This is a genomic window from Symbiopectobacterium sp. Eva_TO (assembly GCF_053848865.1).
Map to the genome: position 1 here is coordinate 1,083,414 of NZ_JBSPEY010000004.1, position 22,776 is coordinate 1,106,189.

The 22,776-nt window shown below is 51.8% G+C and carries 22 protein-coding genes, 3 tRNA genes and 1 pseudogene; 12 read left to right on the forward strand and 14 right to left on the reverse strand.

What is annotated here, in order from left to right; all coding sequences use genetic code 11:
* Positions 1–32: 32 nt before the first annotated feature.
* On the reverse strand, positions 33–827 hold the full coding sequence (locus tag ACWWJF_RS07585; protein WP_455870988.1) for a cytochrome C assembly family protein: 795 nt from the start codon (positions 825–827) through the stop codon (positions 33–35).
* Between the two features lie 181 nt (positions 828–1,008).
* Here ACWWJF_RS07585 and ffh point away from each other — a divergent pair, with 181 nt between their 5' ends.
* The 7 genes from ffh to ACWWJF_RS07620 all read left to right on the forward strand — a co-directional run bounded on the left by ffh (position 1,009) and on the right by ACWWJF_RS07620 (position 5,668).
* Entirely contained in the window at positions 1,009–2,370 is a 1,362-nt protein-coding gene (ffh, locus tag ACWWJF_RS07590) for a signal recognition particle protein (RefSeq protein ID WP_455869104.1), read from the forward strand.
* 147 nt (positions 2,371–2,517) lie between these two features.
* A complete protein-coding gene (rpsP, locus tag ACWWJF_RS07595; RefSeq protein ID WP_196907624.1) occupies positions 2,518–2,766 on the forward strand; it encodes a 30S ribosomal protein S16 in 249 nt (82 codons plus the stop codon).
* A gap of 18 nt (positions 2,767–2,784) precedes the next feature.
* A complete protein-coding gene (gene rimM, locus ACWWJF_RS07600; RefSeq protein ID WP_455869105.1) occupies positions 2,785–3,333 on the forward strand; it encodes a ribosome maturation factor RimM in 549 nt (182 codons plus the stop codon).
* 38 nt (positions 3,334–3,371) lie between these two features.
* A complete protein-coding gene (gene trmD / locus ACWWJF_RS07605) occupies positions 3,372–4,127 on the forward strand; it encodes a tRNA (guanosine(37)-N1)-methyltransferase TrmD (protein WP_455869106.1) in 756 nt (251 codons plus the stop codon).
* A 59-nt stretch (positions 4,128–4,186) separates the two neighbouring features.
* On the forward strand, positions 4,187–4,534 hold the full coding sequence (gene rplS, locus ACWWJF_RS07610) for a 50S ribosomal protein L19 (protein WP_222157879.1): 348 nt from the start codon (positions 4,187–4,189) through the stop codon (positions 4,532–4,534).
* Positions 4,535–4,685: 151 nt separating this feature from the next.
* A complete protein-coding gene (locus tag ACWWJF_RS07615) occupies positions 4,686–5,330 on the forward strand; it encodes a hypothetical protein (RefSeq protein ID WP_455869107.1) in 645 nt (214 codons plus the stop codon).
* A gap of 44 nt (positions 5,331–5,374) precedes the next feature.
* Entirely contained in the window at positions 5,375–5,668 is a 294-nt protein-coding gene (locus tag ACWWJF_RS07620; RefSeq protein WP_455869108.1) for a hypothetical protein, read from the forward strand.
* Between the two features lie 201 nt (positions 5,669–5,869).
* On the opposite strand, the gene ACWWJF_RS07625 is transcribed toward ACWWJF_RS07620, so the two are convergent.
* The 4 genes from ACWWJF_RS07625 to ACWWJF_RS07640 form a co-directional block, all read right to left on the reverse strand.
* Positions 5,870–7,201 (reverse strand): IS4 family transposase, encoded by a 1,332-nt coding sequence (locus tag ACWWJF_RS07625; protein WP_455869047.1) that lies wholly within the window; start codon positions 7,199–7,201, stop codon positions 5,870–5,872.
* A 70-nt stretch (positions 7,202–7,271) separates the two neighbouring features.
* Positions 7,272–7,907 carry a dihydrodipicolinate synthase family protein gene (locus ACWWJF_RS07630; RefSeq protein ID WP_455869109.1) on the reverse strand — a complete coding sequence of 212 codons (636 nt, stop codon included), beginning with the start codon at positions 7,905–7,907 and terminating at the stop codon, positions 7,272–7,274.
* Positions 7,908–8,062: 155 nt separating this feature from the next.
* Positions 8,063–8,497 carry an N-acetyltransferase gene (locus ACWWJF_RS07635; RefSeq protein ID WP_455869110.1) on the reverse strand — a complete coding sequence of 145 codons (435 nt, stop codon included), beginning with the start codon at positions 8,495–8,497 and terminating at the stop codon, positions 8,063–8,065.
* Positions 8,490–9,056, reverse strand: coding sequence for a DNA-3-methyladenine glycosylase I (locus ACWWJF_RS07640; RefSeq protein ID WP_455869111.1), 567 nt, complete (start codon positions 9,054–9,056; stop codon positions 8,490–8,492). Before ACWWJF_RS07640 ends, ACWWJF_RS07635 begins: the two co-directional genes overlap by 8 nt.
* Positions 9,057–9,302: 246 nt before the next feature.
* Here ACWWJF_RS07640 and ACWWJF_RS07645 point away from each other — a divergent pair, with 246 nt between their 5' ends.
* From ACWWJF_RS07645 to glyS, 3 genes are all read left to right on the forward strand, one after another.
* Positions 9,303–10,109: a sulfite exporter TauE/SafE family protein gene (locus tag ACWWJF_RS07645; RefSeq protein ID WP_455869112.1), complete on the forward strand. Its 807-nt coding sequence runs from the start codon at positions 9,303–9,305 to the stop codon at positions 10,107–10,109.
* A gap of 165 nt (positions 10,110–10,274) precedes the next feature.
* Positions 10,275–11,189, forward strand: a complete 915-nt coding sequence (gene glyQ / locus ACWWJF_RS07650) for a glycine--tRNA ligase subunit alpha (RefSeq protein ID WP_455869113.1) — start codon at positions 10,275–10,277, stop codon at positions 11,187–11,189.
* A 5-nt stretch (positions 11,190–11,194) separates the two neighbouring features.
* A complete protein-coding gene (gene glyS, locus ACWWJF_RS07655) occupies positions 11,195–13,264 on the forward strand; it encodes a glycine--tRNA ligase subunit beta (RefSeq protein ID WP_455869114.1) in 2,070 nt (689 codons plus the stop codon).
* 78 nt (positions 13,265–13,342) lie between these two features.
* Here the strand turns inward: glyS and ACWWJF_RS07660 are convergent, their stop codons facing one another.
* Positions 13,343–13,741, reverse strand: coding sequence for an aminotransferase class III-fold pyridoxal phosphate-dependent enzyme (locus ACWWJF_RS07660; protein WP_455869115.1), 399 nt, complete (start codon positions 13,739–13,741; stop codon positions 13,343–13,345).
* Positions 13,741–14,643 (reverse strand): aminotransferase class III-fold pyridoxal phosphate-dependent enzyme, encoded by a 903-nt coding sequence (locus ACWWJF_RS07665; protein WP_455869116.1) that lies wholly within the window; start codon positions 14,641–14,643, stop codon positions 13,741–13,743. The genes ACWWJF_RS07660 and ACWWJF_RS07665 overlap by 1 nt, the downstream gene beginning before the upstream one ends.
* Positions 14,644–14,803: 160 nt before the next feature.
* Here ACWWJF_RS07665 and ACWWJF_RS07670 point away from each other — a divergent pair, with 160 nt between their 5' ends.
* Complete coding sequence (locus ACWWJF_RS07670) at positions 14,804–16,135, forward strand: IS4 family transposase (RefSeq protein WP_455869117.1); 1,332 nt, start codon at positions 14,804–14,806, stop codon at positions 16,133–16,135.
* A gap of 78 nt (positions 16,136–16,213) precedes the next feature.
* The gene (locus ACWWJF_RS07675; RefSeq protein WP_455868298.1) at positions 16,214–17,248 is read left to right on the forward strand and encodes an IS481 family transposase; all 1,035 of its coding nucleotides are present in this window, start codon (positions 16,214–16,216) and stop codon (positions 17,246–17,248) included.
* Positions 17,249–17,324: 76 nt separating this feature from the next.
* On the opposite strand, the gene ACWWJF_RS07680 is transcribed toward ACWWJF_RS07675, so the two are convergent.
* The 7 genes and pseudogenes from ACWWJF_RS07680 to ACWWJF_RS07710 all read right to left on the reverse strand — a co-directional run bounded on the left by ACWWJF_RS07680 (position 17,325) and on the right by ACWWJF_RS07710 (position 22,734).
* Positions 17,325–17,401: transfer RNA gene (locus ACWWJF_RS07680), tRNA-Arg, on the reverse strand.
* Positions 17,402–17,514: 113 nt separating this feature from the next.
* Positions 17,515–17,591: transfer RNA gene (locus ACWWJF_RS07685), tRNA-Arg, on the reverse strand.
* 8 nt (positions 17,592–17,599) lie between these two features.
* Positions 17,600–17,692: transfer RNA gene (locus ACWWJF_RS07690), tRNA-Ser, on the reverse strand.
* A gap of 301 nt (positions 17,693–17,993) precedes the next feature.
* On the reverse strand, positions 17,994–18,179 hold the full coding sequence (csrA, locus tag ACWWJF_RS07695; protein ID WP_455869118.1) for a carbon storage regulator CsrA: 186 nt from the start codon (positions 18,177–18,179) through the stop codon (positions 17,994–17,996).
* Between the two features lie 326 nt (positions 18,180–18,505).
* Positions 18,506–21,133: an alanine--tRNA ligase gene (gene alaS / locus ACWWJF_RS07700; RefSeq protein WP_455869119.1), complete on the reverse strand. Its 2,628-nt coding sequence runs from the start codon at positions 21,131–21,133 to the stop codon at positions 18,506–18,508.
* Positions 21,134–21,270: 137 nt separating this feature from the next.
* The gene (locus ACWWJF_RS07705) at positions 21,271–21,495 is read right to left on the reverse strand and encodes a regulatory protein RecX (protein WP_455869120.1); all 225 of its coding nucleotides are present in this window, start codon (positions 21,493–21,495) and stop codon (positions 21,271–21,273) included.
* A gap of 50 nt (positions 21,496–21,545) precedes the next feature.
* Positions 21,546–22,734: pseudogene (locus tag ACWWJF_RS07710) on the reverse strand (IS256 family transposase).
* Positions 22,735–22,776 lie beyond the last annotated feature (42 nt).

The window sequence follows — 22,776 nt, forward strand, 5'->3', positions numbered from 1 at the left end:
AAAAGCTGTCCGGAGATGGTGGGTCAAGATCATTACTGTGCCACAAAGTGCTGGATAACACGGCTGCCGAAGTAGGCCAGCGTCAGTAACAGTGTGCCCACCATGCTGAACCATACCACTCGGCGTCCGCGCCACCCTTGATGGTAATGCCCCCACAGCAGCAGAATATAGTTGAACCAGGCAAACAAGGAGAACAGCGCCTTGTGAAGATTCTCTTTGTTCTCAATGATGTTATCCATGTAAAACAAACCGCTGCACAACGTCATCGTCAGCAGGATGACGCCAATTTGCGTGACATGAAACATCTTGCGCTCAATGCTCAACAGCGGCGGCATTTCAGAAACTATGCTCAGCTTTTTGTTTTTGAGCAGATAATCGATCAGTGCTAATTGCAGCGCATAGAGCGCGGCAATAATCAGGGTGGCATAAGAGAACAACGCCAGCACGATATGGAACAGCAGCCCCGGCGTTTTTTCCAGATGCGTTATAAACTCGCCGGGCAAAAAGCTGGCAAAGGCCAGATTAATAAGCGCAAACGCGTAAACGATAGGCAACAGAAACCAGCCACGATTGCGCGATGCAACAAACGTCATCACGGTGCATATCATCAAGCTGATGGTAGACCCAATATTCAACAGGCTAAGATTTTGCCCGGTTTGCACATCAAAAATGCGGTGATAGAGCGTAATTGCGTGGCAGAGCAGGGCCACAGTCGCAGAGATCATCGCCAACCGGCGGTAGGCACTCTGTTTGCGCAATAGGCCAGGAATAATCAGTCCCAGGCTGATTGAATAGGCGACTAACGCTGTAATGGCAAAGAGTGGCATAGTGATAAACACATTGAGCGGCTGCTGAAGTGATAGGGAGTGACAGTATAGCGGTTGTCTCGTCACGCACCAACCGGTTATCGTCGCGCTTCACAGCAATCGTTTCGTCTTTCATGGTATAATCAGCCATATTTGTCCAGAGTGTCGCGTATGCGGCCCGCCTTTCGTTGAGCACAAGATAATGTTTGATAACTTAACTGACAGACTCTCGCGCACATTGCGCAACATCAGTGGCCGCGGACGGTTGACTGAAGACAACATCAAAGACACCCTGCGCGAAGTGCGCATGGCCTTACTTGAAGCCGATGTGGCGCTCCCTGTGGTGCGTGATTTTATCAACCGGGTCAAGGAAAGTGCCGTCGGGCATGAAGTAAACAAAAGCCTGTCGCCGGGCCAGGAATTCATCAAGATCGTCAAAAACGAACTTGTTGCCGCGATGGGAGAAACCAACGAAGCCCTGAATCTGGCAGCTCAACCGCCGGCCGTGGTGTTGATGGCGGGTTTGCAAGGGGCGGGTAAAACCACCAGCGTGGGTAAGCTGGGCAAGTTCCTGCGTGAGAAGCACAAGAAGAAAGTTCTGGTGGTTTCCGCGGACGTATACCGCCCTGCGGCGATCAAACAGTTGGAAACCCTGGCTCAAACGGTCGAGGTGGATTTCTTCCCCTCCGACGCGCATGAAAAACCGCTTGATATCGTTAACCGCGCGCTGCAACACGCCAAGCTGAAGTTTTACGATGTGCTGCTGGTGGATACGGCCGGTCGTCTGCACGTTGACGAAGCGATGATGGACGAAATCAAGCAGGTGCATGCGGCCATCAAGCCTGTTGAAACACTGTTTGTGGTTGACGCCATGACCGGTCAGGATGCGGCCAATACCGCAAAAGCCTTTAATGAGGCATTGCCGCTTACCGGTGTGATTTTGACTAAAATTGATGGTGATGCGCGCGGCGGTGCGGCGCTGTCAATTCGTCATATTACCGGCAAACCGATTAAATTCCTCGGTGTTGGCGAAAAGACAGAAGCCTTGGAGCCGTTCCATCCCGAACGTATTGCGTCGCGTATTCTCGGTATGGGGGATGTGCTTTCCCTGATCGAAGATATTGAAAGCAAGGTTGACCGCTCTCAGGCGGAAAAACTGGCGAAAAAGCTGAAGAAAGGGGATGGCTTTGATTTAACCGACTTCCTCGATCAACTTAAGCAGATGCGTAACATGGGCGGCATGGCCAGCATGATGAGCAAGCTGCCGGGCGTGGGACAGTTGCCGGACAACGTGAAATCTCAAATGGATGACAAAGTGCTGGTGCGTATGGAAGCCATCATCAACTCGATGACGCAACAGGAACGTGCCAAGCCGGAAATCATCAAAGGATCACGCAAGCGTCGTATCTCCACCGGGTCAGGCATGCAGGTGCAAGACGTCAACCGTTTGTTAAAACAGTTTGACGACATGCAGCGTATGATGAAAAAGATGAAAAATGGCGGTATGGCAAAAATGATGCGTAGCATGAAAGGCATGATGCCGCCGGGTTTCCCGGGGCGTTAAGAGCGATTTTTTTGCTCTTGGCAGCGCAAGTTGACTCTTTAGATTGCTTTTTGCGCCAAAATGAGTAAAATTTTCGGGCTTTTTATATGACACCCGGGCCCCGTTCCTCGATGGGGCCCCGCTGTTTTATTAACTAAAGAGGATGTTATGGTAACAATTCGTTTGGCACGAGGCGGCGCGAAAAAACGCCCGTTCTATCAAGTCGTCGTGACTGACAGCCGCAATGCACGCGACGGTCGTTTCATCGAGCGCGTCGGTTTCTTCAACCCGATCGCAGCCGGTAAAGCCGAAGCTCTGCGTCTGGATCTGGACCGTATTGCACATTGGGTTGGCCAAGGTGCAACTATCTCTGATCGCGTTTCTGCGCTGATCAAAGATGCTAAAAAAGCTGCGTAATCTGCTGCGGTGGTGACAATGAGCAAGCAACTTAACCCGTCATACTCCGTTAATCCCATCGTGATGGGAAAAATGGGGTCAACGTATGGTATTCGGGGTTGGCTCAGAGTGTTTTCCTCCACCGAAGAAACCGAAAGCATTTTTGATTACCAGCCTTGGTATATCCAGTCTCAGGGATCCTGGCAGATTGTCGAGATCGAAAGCTGGAAACACCATAATCAGGATCTGATCATCAAAGTAAAAGGTGTTGATGATCGCGATGCGGCAAATTTATTAACGAACGCTGAGATCGTTGTAGATTCTGCACAGCTTCCTGATTTGGAGGAAGGTGATTATTACTGGAAGGATCTTTTTGGCTGCGAAGTCATTACATCTGCGGGATATCAGCTGGGCAAAGTCATTGATATGATGGAAACCGGTTCTAACGATGTGCTGGTGGTCAAAGCTAACCTGAAAGATGCCTTCGGCGCGAAGGAACGGTTGATTCCGTTTCTGACCGGACAGGTTATCAAGCACGTAGACCTTTCTACGAAAACGATTGAAGTAGATTGGGACCCGAGTTTTTGAGCTCTGAATCAAACGAACGAACTGAGTGGAACGCAAAAATGTGGATTGGGGTGATTAGCCTGTTTCCAGAGATGTTTCGCGCAGCGGTTGATTATGGAGTCACTGGTCGGGCAGTAAAAAATGGCCTGCTGAACGTAACGTGTTGGAATCCTCGTGATTTCACCTACGATCGGCATCGTACCGTGGACGATCGCCCTTATGGTGGCGGCCCCGGTATGCTGATGATTGTGCAACCCTTACGGGATGCCATTCATGAAGCAAAGGCCGCGGCAGGCGACGGTGCCAGGGTGATTTATTTATCACCTCAGGGACGTAAGCTGGATCAACAGGGCGTACGGCAGCTCGCAACGCATCAGAAACTGATTCTGGTGTGCGGCCGGTATGAAGGGATTGACGAGCGCGTAATCAGAACCGAAATTGATGAAGAATGGTCAATCGGGGATTATGTTCTCAGTGGCGGTGAGTTGCCAGCAATGGTGCTTATCGACTCGGTATCCCGTTTTATTCCTGGCGTGCTGGGGCATGAATCTTCCGCGGAAGAGGACTCCTTTGCAGATGGGCTGTTGGATTGTCCACACTTCACTCGTCCTGAAGTGCTGGAAGGCGTGGAGGTTCCCCCGGTGTTACTGTCGGGAAACCATGCTGAAATACGTCGCTGGCGATTAAAGCAGTCGCTTGGCCGAACCTGGCTTAGAAGACCTGAACTTCTGAAAAGCCTAGCTCTGACTGACGAGCAAACGGCGTTGTTGACTGAGTTCCAGCGTGAACATCAGCCTGAGCAACGAGAGGATTAGGGCGTTGCACTTAGGTGCGCGTACCCATGTATCAGTTTACCTAGGGTAAGAGACATATTATGAGCAACATTATTAAGCAGCTTGAACAAGAGCAGATGAAACAGGACGTACCTGCATTTCGTCCGGGTGATTCCGTTGAAGTGAAGGTATGGGTCGTTGAAGGTAGCAAAAAACGTCTGCAGGCATTCGAGGGCGTGGTTATCGCTATTCGTAACCGCGGTCTGCACTCTGCATTCACTGTTCGCAAAATTTCTAACGGCGAAGGCGTAGAGCGTGTATTCCAGACTCACTCTCCGGTTGTTGACAGCATCACTGTGAAACGTCGTGGTGCAGTACGCCAGGCTAAACTGTATTACCTGCGTGAGCGCACTGGTAAGTCTGCTCGTATCAAAGAGCGTCTTAACTAAGCGTTCGCTAACGCGACATCCAAAAGCTTTTAGTTACGAAGGGTTTAGCCAATGGCTAAACCCTTTTTTATTGAGGTAATTAGCTGATGGTGTCGCTACGGTGTAAGGGTACATTGTATGAAATAGTGAATGTCATCAATATAGAGGGCGCATGAATACAATTTTATCTTTGCAAACCGGACTCAACGCTGATCTGAATTATTATAAAACCAGTGAGCATAGCATTATTAATGATGCCATTTTCTCACCAGAAAATAGTGTTAACTTTAGCGATGAAGGAAGAGTTCTATTAGCGATTGTTACTCTCGGAGTAAGCTATGTAGTTATAAAACTATTAGAAGATTACAGGCAGAATAAAGTAAAAACGGATGTTTTATCAATAACCAAGACATTGTTAAACAGTATTGAACGTTTGGATGAGTCTGCCAGTGAAGAGAAAAAAATAAAAATTCCACTTTCAAACGGAAATGAAGTTGTATTTACGGAGAGATGTAACTTGAGTGGCTATTGCACTGTAATAGAAGAAAAAAAATCAAGGGCCTTACACATTGGTAAATATAATGAAAAAAAAGCATACATTTATAAAAGCTTTAAAGAGATAAAAGAAACGCTTGTTCAGGATATTATTTCTCATAAAGATCATTATAGTTATAAAGAAGATGCGCTGATTGATGTGGCTGCTTATCTTCATCAGAAAAGCGAAAATGCCATGAAGGTTAAAGCGCTTGGAAGTCATATTATTCAAGCCAATAAAATAACACATCCAGTTGTTTTTAATAAAAAAATATTGGTGTGAAGCTCAGAGAGGAACATGTTCCTGGCTATACAACGTTCACTTTTTTGAGTAAGAAAAATGTGTTCTCTAGTCGAGAACATATTGTGTTGGGCGTTGTAACATCTTGTGGACGTGAGTTTGTGCTGAGTGCATCTTCAGGTGATGATCGAAATATTTATTCTGATAAAAATGTAAAGTATATAAAACTAGGTCTGACGAGGGGGGATAAAATAGAAGATGTTTTCGAAAATTTAGTGTCAGCGTTAAAGAACGCTGATTCCAGTAAGCGCGATTTTGTTGAGATCTTGCACGGTTTGTATCCAAATATATCAATACCCCTACTTTCTAGTGTGACATAGTGTTATTGCATGATGTGTATTAGCTCAGACCTGATCTGACAGTTACCGGTTATTTATACAGGTGTCTGTCAGATCAGGTCTGAGCTAATACACGTTATTGCCCAAGCTATTCGAGCTAATTTATTTGCTAATGCACAGCACACAACGCAAGAATGTTTCCTGCCCAACTGAGACCTTACCCAATCAGCTAATCTCACCTCGTTATACACATCTCTGTTCGTGCCTGAGCGCGCGTAGCGTTTCGGCGGCCGTCATGACTTTCTGCAAGCCTTTCCAGATAGTTTTTGCGCCTGGTTCACCGTCGCCTTTTCGAGCAAGAAAGCCTCCCAGTTGCGCAACTAAGCGCAATACTTCGTTTAGCTTAGGGCGGCCCTTGGGCATACGCTTGTTCATCAGTAGGTAAGCGCCATGAGTCTCGTCGGAATCAAAGAACAACATTGCGTCCAGCTCTGGACAGGTTCGTCCCATACGCATTAAATAGGCGATGCGCCATGCCACGATCATGAACAGCGCCAATGCCCGCTCAATGCGATCCACGGTCGATAACTGTAACGCTTCGACACAGCAGCCGTTCTTCAGCACATTGAAGAACATCTCGATTTCCCATCTAGCCCGATACCAGTCGATCAGCTCCACGATATCTTCTCGTCCTTCAGGTACGCGATTGCTCAGCAACCGCCACTCGACCGGCTTCACGCCTGCTGGCGGCTCAATTTCCTTGGCTATCACACAAGTCACTGCCAACCCGCAACGCAGCGACACTCGCTTCACGCGCAGCGCCTGTTTCACCGTACGCGCCTTCTGCCCCGCGCGAGCCGCCATAACGAATTGGATTTCTCCCACCGGCACGGTCTTTCCAACCTTCTGCCAAAGCTTCTCATTACAGTCCAGACTGCGATTATGAGTCGAGCGGATCAACCAGTCAGCCGGAGTGCCAAGGTCATCAGCGAGCTGCATCAACGCCTTGATATCCGCTTCGCGATCGGCTAAGTACACCAGACGTGTGTTTGGCAACTCCGAGGCGAGTTCAGCAACTCGCTCGTATCCCTCGAGCCAGCGCGTACTCTCCTTGAGCCCATCGCGTTTTCCGTCTGCATCCTTCGGCTCTCTTGCCCACATCCACGCATCCAGTACGCCCAACCCCACGCGATCCGGACTGACCGCGTAGGTCGGATGCAGGTACAGACCACGCCTGGCTTCGTAGTTCAAGGGACCCAAGCCTTGGATTTGCTGCCCGTTGAAGTCAAGCTCGGTAGTGTCTTGGATACACAGCACAACCTCGTGTTCTCGGATCCTTTCCTGCGTACGCTGCCAGTGAGGTTGCAGAATGTCTCGCCATTCGAATGCTTGGTTCTCCATGAAGCGGTAAGCACCCAGCGTCTCAGACCATCCGAGGCACGCATGCGGAATGCTGGCTTGCGGATTCTCAGCCAGCCGTATCAAAAGCCCTTTGGCGCGCTTATTGAGCCTCGTGTCACCAAGATTTACCCCTTCCAGTTCTTGGTGTGCCCAGCCATCTGAATCCCGTGTCATTTTTCAGCGCCGTAAATGGCGATAGTACACGTCGGTTTCACTTCATTTACAACCCCACTGGCTGCCTATTTCAGCCCGCTAACCCTTGGCATATAAGGCGTTGCGGACTTGTGTATAACGAGGTGGGTTTAACCTGATTCATCAATTCCCGAATGTGGCTGATATTATTAATGGTGTCTTTAATGCCGATGATCGACGGGAATTGCTGCGCTAAACGACGCACCATATCGGCAGAAATTGTGTGCCCCGTCAGCTGCGGAAAGTTATAAATCATGATCGGCAGTGCGAGATTTTCCGCCACGGTTTGGTAAAAGCGAAAAAGACTCTCTGCGCTGAGCGGTGCGTAATAAGGATTGATGACCAGCACGGCATCTGCGCCACAGCGTGCTGCATGCTGCCCGAAATACAGGACATCATCGATGCAGGTGCCGCCGATACCGAGGATCACTGGCACGCGACCATTGACATGGTCAACCACAAATTCTGCGGTTTCCTGACGGGTTTCCCGGCGCAAGGCATAAAATTCGCCGCAGGTGCCCAGTGCCAGCACGCCGTGTACACCAGCGTTAATCACCCGATCGAGCAACCTGCCCATTGCTTGCTTGTCGAGGTTCCCCTCAGCATCCGTCAACGTGGGAAGGGGAGGGATAACACCCTTAATCCGATCTGCTTTCATTCCATTCACTATATTAAAAAATAGTTCCATATAATAAACCACCCAAAGGGTGAGTGATTCAACCACAGGGTTGATGAAACGCGATCGTTATCACTAATTACGCGTGGAACAGAACGTGGGTATGACAACGTATTGGCAGGCAGGGCTGGTTATTGAGGGAATTTATGCAGGTTAGCCTGACATCGTCAGGCCGTTTTTTCCCATTGCATAATCTGCGCGGGGGCATTGGTTTCTGCGGGGAACGTACGTTTTACCGGGGAGAAGCCCAGTTTCTGGTAAAAGGCACAGGCGCGCAGGTTTTGTTCATACACTTCCAGACTCAGAACAGGGAAGCGTTGCTGCACATGGGTCATCAGCGCGATGCCCACGCCTTTGCCATGCCATCGATGATGGACAAACAGTGCACCGACAAAACGTTGTTCCATCACGCTGATAAAACCGACGATCGCACCTTCAACCTCATAAACCCAGGTTTCTGAGTTGGGGATATACTGGTCGCGCACCAGCGGTTCGCTTTCCTGCCAATAGGTTGGGTTGATAAACGGGTGCGATCGGGTAGTGCTTTCCAGCCACAGGGGGAGAAGGAGGGCAAGATCCTCTGGCCGGTAGTATCTAATCACGCGCAGCCTCTTGATAGCAGAAGCAGTCGGTAGTGTGATCGTTGACCAAACCAGCGGCTTGCATAAAGGCATAGCAGATGGTTGAGCCGATAAACTTGAAGCCGCGTTTTTTCAGCGCTTTCGACATGGCATCGGAAACGGCGGTTTTGGCGGGCACATAGGACAGTGTGGTGGGGCTGTTGACCAACGGCGTATGGTTAACGAAAGACCAGATAAAATCGGAAAAAGACTCGCCCTGTGCTTCCATGTCACACCAGATGCGCGCGTTGGTGATGATGGCTTCAATTTTGCCGCGATGGCGGATAATGCCACTGTCTTGTAACAAGCGCTCGACGTCTTCCTGCGTCATGCTTGCCACTCTTTTCGGGTCAAACTGATGAAAGCTTGCCCGGTAGTTTTCCCGCTTTTTCAATACCGTTATCCATGACAAACCGGCCTGCTGTCCTTCAAGACAGAGCAGTTCGAACAGTTTGACGCTCTCTTTGCACGGTTTGCCCCATTCCGTATCGTGATAATCGAGATAAAGCGGGTCCTGGGTGACCCATGCGCATCGCTTCATGGTCGCGTTCCTGTGACGTGTGGCGCTTCTGTAATAAGCGCAGGCTATTGCAGTTTCATCAAGTTGTCATTTCATCATGATGTTGCTAAAGATAAGCGCGGTTCAATCACGATCATGACAAAATTTAACTGTATATGCAACCAGTCTTTTGTGTGCATGCTCACAAAAAATCAATAAGATCCGCGCGTGAAAGGCACTGCACAGGTTATACACTATTACACATTGCAAGCGGCGAAGGGGAAGCACATGGCTATTGAGTGGATCGTTGCCTATCTGGCGTTGGGCGGCGTTGTCGGGTTCGTGGCGGGGCTGTTGGGGATTGGCGGCGGCGGCATCATGGTGCCGATTTTAACGGCACTGTTTGCTGCACAGGGTGTACAAGGTGAGCATCTGGTGCATTTGGCTCTGGGCACCTCAATGGCGGAGATTGTCATTACCGCGATCTCCAGCTTGCGCACCCATCACCAGCATCAGGCGGTGTTATGGCCCGTGGTGCTGCGTATTACGCCAGCGATCCTTATCGGCACCTTTGCCGCTACTTGGTTGGCGACGCTGCTGCCTACGCGGGCGCCGGCGATCTTCTTTTCCTGCTTTATGGCCTATGTTTCATTGCAGATGGTGCTCAACATCAAACCCAAAGCACAGCGCCAACTGCCGGGAGTGGCTGGGGTATCGCTGGCGGGGCTGATTATCGGCGGTATTTCTGCGCTGGTGGCGATTGGCGGGGGATCACTCACCGTGCCGTTTCTGACCTGGTGTAATGTGCGCATTCAGCAGGCGATTGGCACGTCGGCGGCGGTGGGGCTGCCTATCGCGCTGGCGGGGGCGCTGGGTTATATGATTAACGGCTGGTCCACGGCGGGGATGCCTGCCTACACGTTGGGCTATGTCTCAGTACCTGCCGTGCTGCTGATTTCGGCGGTGAGCTTCTTTACCGCGCCGTTTGGTGCGCGTTTGGCGCATCGTTTGCCGGTTGCTACCTTGAAAAAGATCTTTGCCGCACTGCTGCTGGTGCTAAGCCTGAAAATGTTGCAAACGGTGTTCACCGCCTGAGCCGATGGGCGCGGCTCGCCATGGGCCGCGCCGTGCGAAACGGGCCTCTACATCAATAAAGTGCCGCTGAAGTGAAGTTGTTGCAGCATTCTGGCTGTATATCTTGCACTCAGAGGGTATACTGGCGCATTCCATATAAATCCACATGTATCGCGTGAATCTGACATGCAAAAGTTTGATACCAAGACCTTCCAGGGCCTGATCCTGACGTTGCAGGATTACTGGGCTCGCCAAGGCTGCACCATCGTCCAACCTTTGGATATGGAAGTCGGCGCTGGCACCTCTCATCCGATGACCTGTCTGCGCGTGCTGGGGCCAGAGCCTATTGCCGCTGCCTATGTACAGCCGTCGCGTCGTCCTACTGACGGTCGTTACGGGGAAAACCCGAACCGCCTGCAACACTATTATCAGTTTCAGGTCATCATCAAGCCGTCACCAGACAATATTCAGGAACTCTATCTCGGTTCGCTGAAAGAGCTGGGGCTGGACCCCACCATTCACGATATTCGTTTCGTGGAAGATAACTGGGAGAACCCGACGCTGGGCGCCTGGGGGCTAGGCTGGGAAGTGTGGTTGAACGGTATGGAAGTCACGCAGTTTACCTACTTCCAGCAGGTGGGAGGGCTTGAGTGCAAGCCGGTGACCGGCGAGATCACTTATGGTCTGGAACGTCTGGCAATGTACATTCAGGGTGTGGACAGCGTCTATGACCTGGTGTGGAGCGATGGCCCGCTGGGTAAAACCACCTACGGTGACGTGTTCCACCAAAACGAGGTGGAACAGTCCACCTATAACTTCGAATACGCCGACGTCGATTTCCTGTTTACCTGCTTCGAGCAGTACGAAAAAGAAGCGCAACAGCTGCTGGCGCTGGAAAAACCGCTGCCGCTGCCTGCCTACGAGCGCATTCTGAAAGCGGCGCACAGCTTCAACTTGCTGGACGCGCGTAAAGCCATTTCAGTTACCGAACGTCAGCGCTATATTCTGCGCATTCGCACGCTGACCAAAGCGGTGGCCGAAGCCTACTACGCTTCCCGTGAAGCGTTGGGCTTCCCGATGTGTAACAAGAAAGAGAGCTAACAGCGATGACTGACAAGACTTTTCTGGTGGAAATTGGCACGGAAGAGCTGCCGCCAAAGGCGCTGCGTTCTCTGGCGGAGTCCTTTGCCGCCAATTTCACCACTGAATTGGATAATGCCGGACTGACACACGGCGACGTGAGCTGGTTTGCTGCGCCGCGTCGTTTGGCGCTGAAAGTGGCGCAACTGAGTGCCGCACAACCGGATCGTGAAGTCGAAAAACGTGGCCCGGCCATTGCTCAGGCGTATGACGCTGAGGGCAAACCGACCAAAGCGGCTGAAGGCTGGGCGCGAGGCTGCGGTATCACTGTCGATCAGGCAGAACGTTTGACGACGGACAAAGGCGAGTGGCTGTTGTATCGCGCGCTGGTAAAAGGCGGCAGCGTGCAGAGGCTGTTGGCGGATATGGTCGCAAACGCGCTGGCGAAACTTCCGATCCCGAAACTGATGCACTGGGGCGATAAAGATACCCAGTTTGTGCGTCCGGTGCATACGGTAACGATGCTGTTGGGTGATGAACTGATCCCCTGTCAAGTACTGGGCATTGAATCCGCTCGCACCGTGCGCGGCCATCGCTTTATGGGAGAATCCGAATTCACCATCGATAACTCTGACCAATACCCGAGTATCCTGCTGGAACGCGGCAAGGTTATCGCCGATTATGAAGCGCGTAAGGCGTTAATCAAAGCCGATGCGCAAGCGGCTGCGCGTCAGATTGGTGGTAATGCCGATCTGAGCGAAAGCCTGCTGGAAGAAGTGACCTCACTGGTGGAATGGCCAGTGGTGCTGACCGCGCGCTTTGAAGAAAAATTCCTGGCAGTGCCTGCCGAAGCGCTGGTTTACACCATGAAGGGCGATCAGAAGTATTTCCCGGTGTATGACAACGCCGGAAAGCTGCTGCCGAATTTCATCTTTGTTGCCAACATTGAATCCAAAGATCCGCAACAGATTATTTCGGGTAATGAGAAAGTGGTGCGTCCGCGTCTTGCGGATGCCGAATTCTTCTTCAACACCGACCGTAAAAAACGTCTGGAAGATCATCTGCCGCGTCTGCAAACCGTGCTGTTCCAACAGCAGTTGGGTACGCTGCGCGACAAGACCGATCGCATTCAGGCCTTGGCGGGCTGGGTGGCGGAGAAAATCGGTGCCGACGTTGCTCACGCGAAACGTGCCGGTTTGCTCTCCAAGTGCGACCTGATGACCAACATGGTGTTCGAATTTACCGACACCCAGGGCGTAATGGGGATGCACTACGCACGTCAAGACGGCGAAGCCGAAGACGTTGCCGTTGCCCTGAACGAACAGTATCAGCCGCGTTTTGCCGGAGATGCGCTGCCTGCGTCAGGCGTGGCCTGCGCATTGGCGATTGCCGACAAGATGGACACGCTGGCGGGAATTTTCGGTATCGGTCAACACCCGAAAGGGGATAAAGACCCGTTCGCGCTGCGCCGTGCTGCGCTGGGTGTGCTGCGTATTATCGTTGAGAAACAGCTGCCGCTCGATCTGCAAACGCTGACGGAAGAAGCGGTACGCCTGTATGGCGACAAGCTGACCAACGCTAATGTGGTCGATGACGTGATCGAATTCATGCTGGGCCGTTTCCGCGCCTGGTATCAGGAAGAAGGTCATAGCGTGGACACCATTCAGGCGGTATTGGCCCCTCGCCCGACTCGCCCGGCAGATTTCGATGCCCGAGTGAAAGCGGTGAGTCATTTCCGTTCGCTGGATGCCGCTACTGCGCTGGCTGCGGCCAACAAGCGCGTGTCTAACATTCTGGCGAAATCCACCGATACGCTGAACGCCAACATTGATGCTGCTCTGCTCAAAGAGAAAGAGGAAATTCAACTGGCCACCTACGTAACCGCGCTGGAAAGCAAACTGGCACCCTGGTTTGCAGAAGGGCGCTACCAGGAAGCGTTGGCGGAACTGGCCGAACTGCGTGAACCGGTTGATAACTTCTTCGATAAGGTGATGGTTAACGCGGAAGACGAAAGCGTGCGCCTTAACCGCCTGACGCTGCTTAATCAGTTACGTAACCTGTTCCTGAAAGTGGCGGATATTTCCGTATTGCAGTAAGCGAACAGCGCGACGCGTAGCATCTAAACAAATAAGGGCCGTTCATGCAGGAATGGCCCTTTTTCTACCTGTGTCTTGCTACCGGTCTTCCTTCTCAAACGCTGTTTGCAGTGCCAGCACCAGCGTATCGCAACCGGCTTTATCGATGGTTAATGGTGGAGCCAACACCAGTTTCGGGCCGACCGGGCGCACCACCGCACCGGCGTCGCGTGCTGCTTCTGCAATGCGAAATGCCAGGCCGTTATCTGGGGCTAATGAGCGCTTGCTCGCTTTATCCTCCACCAGCGCCAGCATCAGCCCTTTGCCCCGCACGTTGCCCACCGAGCGGAAGCGTGACTCAAACGGCAGCAACTGACCTAACAAATATTCCCCCTGATGAGCGGCATTGGCTGGCAGATTCTCCTGCTCAACAATATCCAACACCGCCAGCCCGGCGGCGCAAGCCAGCGGGTGACCACCGTAGGTAAAGCCTGTCATCAGTAACCCGCGCGCATCGCGGTTGTCCAGATGGCCGCTTCGATTCGCTGATTCAGCACGGTCGCAGACAGCTGCACATATCCGGCGGTGAGGGCTTTGGCAAACACCATAATGTCTGGTTTTACGCCCCAACCGCGTGAGCCAAACATCGCCCCGCTGCGGCCAAATCCGGTGACCACCTCATCAGCGATCAGCAGTACGCCGTATTTATCACAGATCTCGCGTACTAGCGGCCAGAAGTTAGCGGGTGGCACAATCACGCCGCCTGCGCCCTGTACGGGCTCAGCGATAAAGGCGGCGACGGTATCCGGGTCGTAATAAAGAATTTCACGTTCAAGCTGCTCGGCGACCAATTTCCCTAACGTATGGGGATCGTCGCAGTTCCACGGGTTGCGATACAGCCAGGGCGATTCAATTTGCGTACAGCCTTCCAGCATTGGACCGTAATTGAGGCGGTAAATCGGCAGGCCAGACACTGAGGTGCCGCCCATGTGTACGCCGTGATAGGCATTCTTTAGCGAGATAAAGCGTGTGCGCTGCGGCTTGCCTTGCAAAATCCAGTATTGGCGCACCACTTTGAGCGCAGTTTCCACACCGTCTGAGCCGCCCATGCCGTACAGCACCCGCCGCATATCTTCTTGCTGTGTCATCTGGATGAGGCGATTAGACAGCGCTTCTGCCATCGGGTGGCTGACGCCGTCAAACACTTGGTAGTAAGCCAGTTCATCCATCTGTTTGGCGATAGCGGCTTTTACTTCCGGGCGATTATGGCCCACGTTTACGCACCACAGCCCGGCGAAGCCATCGAGCATTTTGCGCCCTTTATCATCCCAGATGTAAAGACCGTCGCCTTTTATGATGCGCAACGGCTCGCGTTCGGCCCAGTCATTCGGGTGCGCCATCGGGTGCCAAAAACGGTAATCGGTGTGGTTATAGGCACCTCGTTATACACAAGTCCGCAACGCCTTATATGCCAAGGGTTAGCGGGCTGAAATAGGCAGCCGGTGGGGTTGTAAATGAAGTGAAACCGACGTGTACTATCGCCATTTACGGCGCTGAAAAATGACACGGGATTCAGATGGCTGGGCACACCAAGAACTGGAAGGGGTAAATCTTGGTGACACGAGGCTCAATAAGCGCGCCAAAGGGCTTTTGATACGGCTGGCTGAGAATCCGCAAGCCAGCATTCCGCATGCGTGCCTCGGATGGTCTGAGACGCTGGGTGCTTACCGCTTCATGGAGAACCAAGCATTCGAATGGCGAGACATTCTGCAACCTCACTGGCAGCGTACGCAGGAAAGGATCCGAGAACACGAGGTTGTGCTGTGTATCCAAGACACTACCGAGCTTGACTTCAACGGGCAGCAAATCCAAGGCTTGGGTCCCTTGAACTACGAAGCCAGGCGTGGTCTGTACCTGCATTCGACCTACGCGGTCAGTCCGGATCGCGTGGGGTTGGGCGTACTGGATGCGTGGATGTGGGCAAGAGAGCCGAAGGATGCAGACGGAAAACGCGATGGGATCAAGGAGAGTACGCGCTGGCTCGAGGGATACGAGCGAGTTGCTGAACTCGCCTCGGAGTTGCCAAACACACGTCTGGTGTACTTAGCCGATCGCGAAGCAGATATCAAGGCGTTGATGCAGCTCGCTGATGACCTTGGCACTCCGGCTGACTGGTTGATCCGCTCGACTCATAATCGCAGTCTGGACTGTAATGAGAAGCTTTGGCAGAAGGTTGGAAAGACCGTGCCGGTGGGAGAAATCCAATTCGTTATGGCGGCTCGCGCGGGGCAGAAGGCGCGTACGGTGAAACAGGCGCTGCGCGTGAAGCGAGTGTCGCTGCGTTGCGGGTTGGCAGTGACTTGTGTGATAGCCAAGGAAATTGAGCCGCCAGCAGGCGTGAAGCCGGTCGAGTGGCGGTTGCTGAGCAATCGCGTACCTGAAGGACGAGAAGATATCGTGGAGCTGATCGACTGGTATCGGGCTAGATGGGAAATCGAGATGTTCTTCAATGTGCTGAAGAACGGCTGCTGTGTCGAAGCGTTACAGTTATCGACCGTGGATCGCATTGAGCGGGCATTGGCGCTGTTCATGATCGTGGCATGGCGCATCGCCTATTTAATGCGTATGGGACGAACCTGTCCAGAGTTGGACGCAATGTTGTTCTTTGATTCCGACGAGACTCATGGCGCTTACCTACTGATGAACAAGCGTATGCCCAAGGGCCGCCCTAAGCTAAACGAAGTATTGCGCTTAGTTGCGCAACTGGGAGGCTTTCTTGCTCGAAAAGGCGACGGTGAACCAGGCGCAAAAACTATCAGGAAAGGCTTGCAGAAAGTCATGACGGCCGCCTGTAGTGGTCAACTAATATGTATTAGTCGCGACTTGATCTGACACTGGACCTTGAAAGGTTGAGAGTTACCGGTTTTGATATGGGTGTCGAATCCTTATACAAAACACGAGGTAACTCTCATGCTTCATACTAACAATCCCATCATCAAACACAAAGCCGGCCTGCTCAATCTCGCCGAAGAACTCGGTAACGTATCAAAAGCCTGTAAAATCATGGGGGTGTCACGCGACACGTTTTATCGCTATCAGGAACTGGCGGCAGAAGGCGGCATTGACGCTCTGGTTAACCAAAACCGCCGGGTTCCCAACCTGAAAAACCGTGCTGATGAAGCCACTGAACGTGCGGTTGTTGATTACGCCATTGAGTTCCCGGCTCATGGCCAGCACCGGACCAGTAATGAGCTGCGTAAAAAAGGCGTCTTCATTTCTGGCAGCGGTGTGCGCTCCATCTGGCAACGACACGATCTGGAAAACTTTCGTAAGCGCCTGAAGGCACTTGAGGAAAAAGTTGCCAGAGAAGGCATCGTACTTACTGATGCTCAAATCGCTGCACTGGAGAAGAAGGCGCACGACGACGAAGCCTGTGGTGAAATAGAGACTGCTCACCCGGGTTATCTGGGGTCGCAGGACACCTTCTACGTGGGTAATCTGAAAGGTGTTGGCCGTATCTACCAGCAGACGTTCGTGGATACGTACTCGAAAGTGGCGCACTGCAAGCTTTACACGAGTAAAGCACCGATCTCTGCCGCCGACCTGCTCAATGATCGCGTGCTGCCGTTCTACGAAGCTCAGGGGCTGCCAATGCTAAGAATACTGACGGACAGGGGGACGGAGTACTGCGGTAAAGTGGAACAACATGACTATCAGCTGTACTTGGCTATCAACGATATAGACCATACGAAAACGATGTCTCCGCAGACAAACGGTATCTGCGAGCGCTTCCATAAAACTATTTTGCAGGATTTTTATCAGGTTGCGTTCCGTAAGACGTTATACGAGGACCTAGAAAGTCTACAAAAGGATCTGGACAACTGGTTGTGGCATTACAATAATGAGCGAACTCATCAGGGTAAAATGTGCTGCGGGCGTACGCCAATGGCCACGTTACTTGATGGTAAACGAGTCTGGGCAGAAAAAAATCTGAACCAGATTTAATCTGACAGACACCTGTATAAATAACCGGTAACTGTCAGATCAGGTCTGAGCTAATACAGATTAACAACATGAGGAATGGTGCATCCGGGAGGATTCGAACCTCCGACCGCTCGGTTCGTAGCCGAGTACTCTATCCAGCTGAGCTACGGATGCAGAAAAATTCTTTGTATCAAGCAGCGTTTGCTTACAACGCGTAAGAGTAACAACATTTACTATTTTCATAACCCTGATAGATACGTAACTTTCATCATTTATCATCGGTGTTATGGTGCATCCGGGAGGATTCGAACCTCCGACCGCTCGGTTCGTAGCCGAGTACTCTATCCAGCTGAGCTACGGATGCATAGTAAATGGCGGTGAGGGAGGGATTCGAACCCTCGATGCAGCTTTTGACCGCATACTCCCTTAGCAGGGGAGCGCCTTCAGCCTCTCGGCCACCTCACCAACACGCTAACCTTCGAACCACGATGATGATGTTTCTTTCATCGTGCTCACCGGTACTGCGTGGCGCACATATTACTTTCCCGGACTTATAAGTCAAACAATTTTTCCTAACTCTTGGTTGTTTGAACAAATCACACCCAACACGCACAGATTCACAGCGAAAAGTCTATTTTATCAACAGCGTTAACGGCTATTGATGCCTGTGACAAAACGCACTCATAGGAAACTAAAACGGCATGGGAGGATATTCAGGGAAGCTAAAACGAACGCGTCCCGCCTGAAAGGCGAGACGCTTGGTAAATCAGTAGGACGTCGGTTGTGACTTTTCCGCTTGGATCCTCTGGTAAATCTCTTCGCGGTGAACAGAAACTTCTTTCGGCGCATTAACACCAATACGAACCTGGTTGCCCTTTACCCCTAGCACGGTAACCGTCACCTCATCGCCAATCATGAGGGTTTCGCCAACTCGACGAGTAAAAATAAGCATTCTTTGCTCCTTGAAAGATTATAAAGAGTCGGGTCTCTTTGTCTCCCCGCCATTCTCCATCATGCGCCGTGAAAACATAAACCTAAATGGGGAAACGCACTCCGCCATCTTACTCCAGTGTATCGTTACTTTTAGTTTAGTCGATGTCAGCCGTTTTCGCTGTTTTATCACGACATTTGTTATCACAACAAAGGGCTACAGCATGCTCCGCTTACCAACACAAGCTCGGCAGACCGATATTTTCCCCCAGCGCACGTCCCTGGCCTAAGTGGAAAACGCCAAAATAAATATTTTGGCGTTTCGTTGAGATAACACACTATTTATAGTTATAGCCTATCCGTTACCCATGTTTCAACGCTAGATAGTGCCGAAGGTAAAGCGGCTGGGTTGTTCCCACCGGCTTGTGCCATATCAGGACGTCCGCCCCCTTTACCACCGACCTGCTGAGCGATAAAGCCAATCAATTCACCGGCTTTAACACGATCGGTCAAATCCTTCGTGATACCGGAAATCAAGCTGACTTTATCTTCTGAGACGGTTGCCAGCACAATGATGGCTGAACCGAGCTGGTTCTTCAGATCGTCCACCATAGTACGCAATAATTTCGGGTCGGTGTTATCCAACTGTGTTACCAACAGTTTCGCGCCCTTGATCGTTTTCGCCTTCGAGGAGAGCGAGGCACTTTCCTGGGCTGCCTGCTGTTCTTTCAACTGTTGCAGCTCTTTTTCCAACTGACGAGTACGATCCATCAGGGAACGCACTTTTTCCGCCACGTTATGGCTATCGCCTTTGACCAGTTGGGTCACATCCTGTAATACGTCACTTTGACGATGCAGCGCCGCCAGTGCCCCACTGCCCGTTACGGCCTCAATGCGTCGAATACCCGCCGCCGTCCCTGATTCGGAGACAATCTGGAACAAACCGATATCCCCGGTACGTTTGGCATGCGTACCGCCACACAGCTCAATGGAGAAATCGCCCATGGTTAATACGCGCACATGGTCTTCATATTTCTCGCCGAACAGGGCCATTGCACCTTTGGCTTTTGCATCCGACAGCGCCATCACGTTAGTGTCGACGTCGTGGTTACGACGAATCTGCGCGTTGACAATATCTTCCACCTGACGGATTTGCTCTGCCGTCATGGCTTCCGGCTGCGAGAAGTCAAACCGCAGGTAGTTATCGTTAACCAACGAGCCTTTCTGCGCAACGTGCTCGCCCAGCACCTGGCGCAGCGCGGCGTGCAGTAAGTGAGTGGCGGAGTGGTTAAGACGAATACGATCCCGACGCTCACTATCTACATCAGCATTCACCGTATCATTGACGCGCAGCGTACCCTGAGTCAGAGACCCCAGGTGACCAATTGCCTGACCAAACTTTTGGGTATTCCCAACGGTAAAGCGCACGTTGGCATTATGCAGTGTCCCGGTATCGCCGACCTGACCGCCCGATTCCCCATAGAACGGTGTTTCATTGAGGATAACCACGCCCTCTTCACCGGCATTGATCGCTTCGACCGCCTGTCCGTTTTGATAGAGTGCGATAACCGTAGCCTGCTGCTGTGTCTTGTCGTATCCCGTAAATGGCGTGGCCACATCAACACGAATCAGGGTGTTATAATCGATGCCGAACCCACTGGTTTCACGCGCGCGCTGGCGTTGTGCTTCCATCGCACGCTCAAAGCCGTCCTTATCCACTGTAAGATCGTGCTCACGGCACACGTCTTCCGTTAAATCGAACGGGAAGCCGTAAGTGTCATACAGCCGGAACGCCGTCTCACCGTCCAGTACGTTCCCTTTCAGGTTTTTGATCTCTTCATCCAGCAGGCTAAGGCCGCGTTCCAGCGTGCGGGCAAACTGCTCTTCTTCCGCTTTCAGCGCCTGTTCAACCACCGCTTGCTGCTGTTTCAATTCATCAGCCGCCGCCCCCATGACCTGAATCAATGGCACAACCAATTTATAGAAGAAGGCCTCTTTGGCACCGAGGAAATTACCGTGACGCACCGCGCGACGAATAATACGGCGCAGAACATAACCACGGTTTTCGTTGGATGGCATGACGCCATCAGCGATCAGGAATGCGCAGGAGCGGATATGGTCAGCGATAACGCGCAAGGACTTGTTGCTCAAATCCTGAGTGCCAATAATGCGCGCCGCTTCTTGGATCAATGAGGTAAAAACATCGATCTCGTAGTTGGAATTGACGTGTTGCAATACCGCAGTAACACGCTCCAGCCCCATCCCGGTATCAACAGACGGTTTAGGCAATGGAACCATGGTGCCATCAGCCTGACGGTTGAACTGCATAAATACCAGGTTCCAGATCTCGATATAGCGATCGCCATCTTCATCCGGGCTTCCCGGAGGACCGCCCTGGATATGGTCGCCATGATCGTAAAAAATTTCCGAACACGGACCACATGGGCCAGTATCACTCATCTGCCAGAAGTTGTCAGACGCGTATTGACCGCCCTTGTTGTCACCAATACGGATAATGCGCTCGGCGGGTACGCCGACTTCGTTTGCCCAGATGTCATAGGCTTCATCGTCGGTGGCATATACCGTTACCCATAATTTCTCTTTGGGCAGGTTAAACCATTGCGCACCAGTCAGCAGTTCCCATGCATATTGGATGGCATCACGCTTGAAGTAGTCACCGAAGCTGAAATTACCCAGCATTTCAAAGAAGGTGTGGTGACGCGCGGTGTACCCGACGTTATCTAAATCGTTATGTTTACCGCCTGCACGCACGCAGCGCTGTGACGTGGTAGCACGCACATAGTTGCGTTTGTCCAGCCCCAGGAAAACACCCTTGAACTGGTTCATTCCCGCATTGGTAAACAGCAATGTCGGATCGTTATTCGGCACCAGTGAACTACTGGAAACGATCTGGTGTCCTTTACTCTGGAAAAAATCGAGAAACGCTTGACGGATCTCAGCGGTGCTCTTGCTCATAATTGTCCTGGAATGAAACTAAAAGAACAGATCGTGGGCAAGGCTAGTGCAGCATAGTGACGCTACCCGTGCAACTCACGAACAAAAAGTGGGAATAAGATAAATTTTCTTCGGGGGAAGTAAAACACCGGATGCATTCAATGCGAAAAATTCGTATAAATGTCCTGAATTTCATCATGAGAAAAGCCGCGAGTTAACAAGTATCGCTGTTGTTTTGCTTTTTCTTTCCAGTCAATTGGCGGCACATCACCAAATTTACGCGTTGCTACCTGCTGCGCGAGGGCGAACCAGTCAATTTCACATTCCATCAATGCGGATGAAATGACAGAACGCGAAAGGCCTTTCTGACGTAATTCCGCCACAATACGCTGAGAGCCATGACCCTGTACATGATTCTGTGTAAATGCCTTTCTCAGTAGTGACCGTCCAGGCGGTCACCGAACTCGATAATAAAACGGCTCATTGCCATACGCCAGTCCCGCAGTGGCATCGTCCATTTCTGTGAGGCCGACGGGATTGCCAGCCACACCACCTTTTTCACTGCGTCGTCAGTCGGGAACACCTTGCGTTTTTTAATCGCATGCCGGATCACACTGTTCAGCGACTCGATGGCGTTGGTTGTGTCGATGACTTTGCGGATATCAGCCGGGTAAGCGAAGAACGTTGCCAGATTGCTCCAGTTCGTCTGCCAGCTCCGGCTTATCTGTGGATAGCGGCTGTCCCATGCGCTGGCGAATGCTTCCAGCGCCTGCTGGCCTGCTGATGGCTTTCAGGTCGCGTGTGACGGCTTTGTAGTCCTTCCAAGAGACGAACCTCAGGCTGTTGCGTACCATGTGCACGATGCACAGCTGGATGCGGGCTTCCGGATACACCGCGTTGATGGCGTCCGGGAAGCCTTTCAGACCGTCGACACAGGCGATGAGGATATCGTTCAGGCCGCGGTTTTTTAGTTCTGTCAGCACATTGAGCCAGAACTTCGCGCCCTCGTTTTCGGCCAGCCACATACCCAGCAGTTCTTTCTGGCCCTCGATGTTGATACCCAGTGCCAGGAACACGGATTTATTGATGACGCGACTGTCCTGCCGGACCTTCAGGATGATACAGTCAAGGTAAACAATGGGATAGACTGCATCCAGTGGACGATTTTGCCATTCAGTAACCTGTTCCATCACGGCGTCGGTGACCTTCGAGAGCAGCGCCGGTGAGACATCCGCGTCATACAGCTCTTTGAACGCAGACGCTATCTCGCGGGTGGTCATCCCTCTGGCGTACAGGGACAGGATTTGGTTATCCATCCCGGTGATCCGGGTCTGGTTTTTCTTCACCAGTTGTGGTTCGAAGGAGCCATCACGATCGCTCGGAGTACGTAGTGCCAGAGGGCCATCGCCGGTGGTCACGGTGTTTGTGGAATAGCCGTTGCGGGAGTTGGCCCCCGGTTTGGGCTGATTTTTATCGTAGCCCAGATGGTGGGACATTTCGGCGTTGAGAGCAGCCTCAACGCTGATTTTCTTCAGCAGGCGATCGAATTGGCTGAGAGCGTCAGGGGTTTTGAGATTTTTGGCCAGTTCGTTAGCCAGAGCCTGCAACTGTTTTTCGTCCATAAATTAACCTGTTTTTGATGTTGGATTGAACATATCAAAATC

Coding starts and splice junctions, on each gene's coding strand:
- ACWWJF_RS07585 (WP_455870988.1), bottom strand. CDS start 827: ATGCCACTCTTTGCCATTACAGCGTTAGTCGCCTATTCAATCAGCCTG.
- ffh (WP_455869104.1), top strand. CDS start 1,009: ATGTTTGATAACTTAACTGACAGACTCTCGCGCACATTGCGCAACATC.
- rpsP (WP_196907624.1), top strand. CDS start 2,518: ATGGTAACAATTCGTTTGGCACGAGGCGGCGCGAAAAAACGCCCGTTC.
- rimM (WP_455869105.1), top strand. CDS start 2,785: ATGAGCAAGCAACTTAACCCGTCATACTCCGTTAATCCCATCGTGATG.
- trmD (WP_455869106.1), top strand. CDS start 3,372: ATGTGGATTGGGGTGATTAGCCTGTTTCCAGAGATGTTTCGCGCAGCG.
- rplS (WP_222157879.1), top strand. CDS start 4,187: ATGAGCAACATTATTAAGCAGCTTGAACAAGAGCAGATGAAACAGGAC.
- ACWWJF_RS07615 (WP_455869107.1), top strand. CDS start 4,686: ATGAATACAATTTTATCTTTGCAAACCGGACTCAACGCTGATCTGAAT.
- ACWWJF_RS07625 (WP_455869047.1), bottom strand. CDS start 7,201: ATGACACGGGATTCAGATGGCTGGGCACACCAAGAACTGGAAGGGGTA.
- ACWWJF_RS07630 (WP_455869109.1), bottom strand. CDS start 7,907: ATGGAACTATTTTTTAATATAGTGAATGGAATGAAAGCAGATCGGATT.
- ACWWJF_RS07640 (WP_455869111.1), bottom strand. CDS start 9,056: ATGAAGCGATGCGCATGGGTCACCCAGGACCCGCTTTATCTCGATTAT.
- ACWWJF_RS07645 (WP_455869112.1), top strand. CDS start 9,303: ATGGCTATTGAGTGGATCGTTGCCTATCTGGCGTTGGGCGGCGTTGTC.
- glyQ (WP_455869113.1), top strand. CDS start 10,275: ATGCAAAAGTTTGATACCAAGACCTTCCAGGGCCTGATCCTGACGTTG.
- glyS (WP_455869114.1), top strand. CDS start 11,195: ATGACTGACAAGACTTTTCTGGTGGAAATTGGCACGGAAGAGCTGCCG.
- ACWWJF_RS07660 (WP_455869115.1), bottom strand. CDS start 13,741: ATGACAGGCTTTACCTACGGTGGTCACCCGCTGGCTTGCGCCGCCGGG.
- ACWWJF_RS07665 (WP_455869116.1), bottom strand. CDS start 14,643: ATGGCGCACCCGAATGACTGGGCCGAACGCGAGCCGTTGCGCATCATA.
- ACWWJF_RS07670 (WP_455869117.1), top strand. CDS start 14,804: ATGACACGGGATTCAGATGGCTGGGCACACCAAGAACTGGAAGGGGTA.
- ACWWJF_RS07675 (WP_455868298.1), top strand. CDS start 16,214: ATGCTTCATACTAACAATCCCATCATCAAACACAAAGCCGGCCTGCTC.
- csrA (WP_455869118.1), bottom strand. CDS start 18,179: ATGCTTATTTTTACTCGTCGAGTTGGCGAAACCCTCATGATTGGCGAT.
- alaS (WP_455869119.1), bottom strand. CDS start 21,133: ATGAGCAAGAGCACCGCTGAGATCCGTCAAGCGTTTCTCGATTTTTTC.